This is a genomic window from Aeromicrobium sp. (genome assembly GCF_047607065.1).
GTDB lineage: Bacteria > Actinomycetota > Actinomycetes > Propionibacteriales > Nocardioidaceae > Aeromicrobium.
This window is the reverse complement of record NZ_JASGDU010000028.1, coordinates 1-3,452: the sequence shown is the minus strand read 5'-3', so window position 1 is coordinate 3,452 and position 3,452 is coordinate 1. Positions and strand designations below refer to the sequence as shown.

Here is a 3,452-nt window from a genome sequence, read left to right as displayed (position 1 = left end):
CTGGTCGCTGTCCACGACCCCATGATTTCGCGATCCCAGCCGCCAGGCCACCCGCCGAGCCGGGTCGCCGCAAAGATCAGCACTTCCCTAAGCCCCCCCCGCCCCACCGTCAACGGGGACAACTCCCCTTGACGCCCATCCGAGGTTCGACACAAGGTCCCTTCGAGGCTCCGGCCGCAAGCGGCCTCCGCACCTCAGGGACCAGAAACCACCGCCTGGGTCAGGGTGGGGGTGGGGGCGGCGGGCCTTCACAGCGGGAGGCGATCATCCGGTAGGACTGCGCCAGCACGCGGGCGGCCTCCGCCTCGCCGGGCGCGAACGCCAAGGTGGCGCGGGTCTGCGCCTCGGACGAGAGCCGGCGCGCCTCGGCGGCGACCTCCTGCGGCGAGGCGGTCTCGGGCAGCCCCACCTGCGCGGCGGGCACCGCGCCGCGCGTCAGCAACTCCAGCTGTGGAAGCAGATCGGTGGCCACCCGCGTCGACCGCAGCATCCCGATGGCCTGAATCTCCCGGATGACGTGCAGCTCGGGAGCCATGAGCGTCTGCTCGACGAGATCGAGTGCGGCCTGGTCGGCACCGCTATGGCGGGCGGCCCGCTCGATGGCGTCGATAGCCCGCAGCGCCTTGAGGCCGCCGGCCCGGGCCTGGACATGGTCGCGCAGCAACCGTTGCAGGCCGGCGATACCCGAGACCGTCTCCAGCCAGTCGCCGAAGTGCGCCGAACCGGCCGCAGCCTCCCGGCGGCCAGCGCCGATGCCGAAGGGGCCGAGTTTGGCCTGCAGCCCCGTCAGCCTCTCCCGGTCGATCAGCGCGTCGAGTCCGACCCCGGTGCGCAGCCGCACCGCAGGCACGTCAGCCAGCGCAGCGAGATCGACCACATCACGCTCACGCAGGCGGCCGGTGCGCACCGTCTCGGCGAGCAGGCCCGAGACCGGCACCACGTCGCCGACCTCGCCGACGCGCGTCGCCGCCAGGTGACGGGCCTTCTCCCGCGCCGCCTCCATCGGGTCTTCCGCCGCCTCATCGGCCAGCAGATCGGCCTGGGAAAGCACGCCGATGGCGTTGACCGCCGAGCCGTTCATCTCCCCCGAGGCCGCCCGGAACTGCCGCAGGAACTCCGCCTCGTCCTCGCGCTGCTCCTGCCGGAACAGGAACAACACCGCGTCGGCGTCACCGCTGGCGTGCTGGGAAGCCAGCGAGTCACCGAGGATCGCCGTGCGGGTCGCCTGCTCGTTCTCGCGGGTCAGGGAGGCCAGGCCGGGAGTGTCGATCAGCGTCAGGCCGCGCAGCGAGGCCGACTGCAGCCGCACGACGAGCCGTTTGACCTCCTCGGCCGGCACCGGCAGGTCCTCGGGCAGCCGCCCGTCGATCAGCGACAGCGGCACCTGCCGACCGTCGTGACAGTGCACCGTCGCGGCACCGTCGGGCGAACCGAACTCGAACCAGGTGACGACCCGCGTACACTCCCCCGCGCGAGTCGGCGCGATCCGCCTGCCGATCAGCGCGTTGACGAGGGTCGACTTGCCTGCCTTCACCCGGCCGACGACGGCCAGGCGCAACGGCTCGTGCAACGCCGCCCGGCGACGCGCCGCGACCTCGCGGACCGGCGGCGTCGCCACCGCCTCGACGGCCCGCAGCAGCGCGTCGACCCGTGCGACGACCGTCGTCACGCGACGCCGTCGTCGTGGCCGAAGAAGGACGCCGACCCGTCGTCGTCATCGGACGGGACGTCGTCGCTCGCCCAGTCGCCGTCATCGCCGAAGGACGACGCCAGCGGGTCGTCGTGCGCCGGCGAGTCGTCATCGAGATCGTCGTCATCGCCGTCGAGGTCCGCCTCGGCCAGAGGTACATCGTCGGCGGCCAGATCGTCGTCGGCGGGCACGAGGTCGTCGGCCTCCACCGCGCCGGCCTCCGGGTCGAGTGCATGGGCCAAGGCCCGGAGCCACGTGGACTCCGGGACCTCGGCGACCGGCAGGAAATCAGTAGACATCAGAACCCATTCTCACGCACCGGTTCACGCCTGCGTCATCTCGCTGCCGTGCAGGACCAGGGGCAGCAGTGCCCACTTGCCGTCCAGCAGCGACGAGACGTTCTCGTCGCTCGGCAGGCCGGAGCCGACCGAGGCGGCAGCGGACTCCGGTGCCGGTTCCTCGCACACGATGGCCTGGTTGTTGCCGTCGTCCCAGGCGTTCATGAAGTCCTCGATGGGGACCTCCATCGCCTGACCGTCGGGGGTGCCGGTGTCGTTGATGTAGACCACGCCGGCCTCCTCGTCGACCCCGGTGACCATGACGATGTGGTTGATCGCGTTGTTCTCCGGGCCGGCGTCGTAGCCGTACATCGGCCCCCAGTACTCGTCGGCGTCGACCATGACCGCGACACCGATGTCGTCGGCCAGGAAGTCCTTGAGGTCCTGGATCTCCAGGCCTTCCTCCAGCTCAGCCGGCACGTCGTAGGACTCCAGCATGTCGACGATGTCCGGCGGGTACATGCCCGAAGTCGTGCCGTCGGGGTAGACCTCCATCAGGCCGTTGTCGACGGCCCAGTCGGCGAACTCCTCCTCGCTGGAGAACTCCTGACCGGTGTACTCCGAGACGATCTGCGCGACGGTCGACGGGGCGCAGGTGCCGTCGGCAGCCTGCTCGAACCACAGTTCGGCGTCGCCGAAGGGGTCACCGACGAGGCTCGTGTCGTCGGGATCGCCCTGCGGGTGCTTGCCGTCGTCTTCGCCATCATCGTCGTCGTCATCGAAATCGATCACGTCGTCGTCGGAGTCCTTGTCGTCATCGTCATCATCGTCGGAGTCGTCACCGAAGGCGTCGTCGAAGAAACTCGGCTTGTCGTCCTCGTCCTCGTCATCATCGGAGTCTTCGTCGTCGGAATCGCCGAAACCGAAATCGGAGTCCTCGTCGCCGAAGTCCTCATCGTCGGAGTCGGTCTCGCTGTCCTCGAAGTCCGAGTCACCCAACTCGTCGCCGAAGGTGTCGACCAGCTCCGGCGCGATCTCCTCGGCCTCCTCGACGTCGACCACCAGCGGATCGGCCGTGCCCGAGGGATCATCAACGAGAGCCACCTGGCCGCCGCCGAGATCGGCAACGCCTAGGTCGACCTCGCCGTCCCCGTCCAGATCGATATCGGCGGCATCCACCAGGCCGTCGCCGTCGGTGTCATAGGTGGCAATCGAGGAGCCGTCGTCGAAGTACTCGACCACGGCGTCGTCAATGCCGTCGCCGTCGAGGTCCTCGAACTGCTGGCTGCCGAGCAGGTCATCACTGGGATCGGTCATCGGGGACTCCTTGTTCGCACGTGGTCGGTTGTCTCTGGGAGGCCCGTGCCGTCGCTTTTGTTCCCCGCCGATACCGTCTCCTGCGAACCGGGCGTCAGAGCCTGCCGCATCACAGCCTGCACCTCATCGCGCAAAGCCGCCAGTGCCGTGAGGTGACGCTTCTCGTT

Annotated in this window: 3 protein-coding genes; all 3 read right to left on the bottom strand. The window is 69.4% G+C overall.

Going from position 1 to position 3,452, the window contains the following annotated elements; translation table 11 throughout:
• Window positions 1–220: 220 nt before the first annotated feature.
• From QM597_RS04335 to QM597_RS04325, 3 genes are read right to left on the bottom strand one after another with little or no spacing between them, the layout of a single operon-like run.
• Window positions 221–1,669: a dynamin family protein gene (locus QM597_RS04335; RefSeq protein ID WP_415003646.1), complete on the bottom strand. Its 1,449-nt coding sequence runs from the start codon at window positions 1,667–1,669 to the stop codon at window positions 221–223.
• The gene (locus QM597_RS04330; protein WP_415003645.1) at window positions 1,666–1,989 is read right to left on the bottom strand and encodes a hypothetical protein; all 324 of its coding nucleotides are present in this window, start codon (window positions 1,987–1,989) and stop codon (window positions 1,666–1,668) included. Before QM597_RS04330 ends, QM597_RS04335 begins: the two co-directional genes overlap by 4 nt.
• Before the next feature lie 24 nt (window positions 1,990–2,013).
• Window positions 2,014–3,285: a C39 family peptidase gene (locus QM597_RS04325; protein WP_415003644.1), complete on the bottom strand. Its 1,272-nt coding sequence runs from the start codon at window positions 3,283–3,285 to the stop codon at window positions 2,014–2,016.
• Window positions 3,286–3,452: the final 167 nt, after the last annotated feature.

Coding starts and splice junctions, on each gene's coding strand:
- QM597_RS04330 (WP_415003645.1), bottom strand. CDS start 1,989: ATGTCTACTGATTTCCTGCCGGTCGCCGAGGTCCCGGAGTCCACGTGG.
- QM597_RS04325 (WP_415003644.1), bottom strand. CDS start 3,285: ATGACCGATCCCAGTGATGACCTGCTCGGCAGCCAGCAGTTCGAGGAC.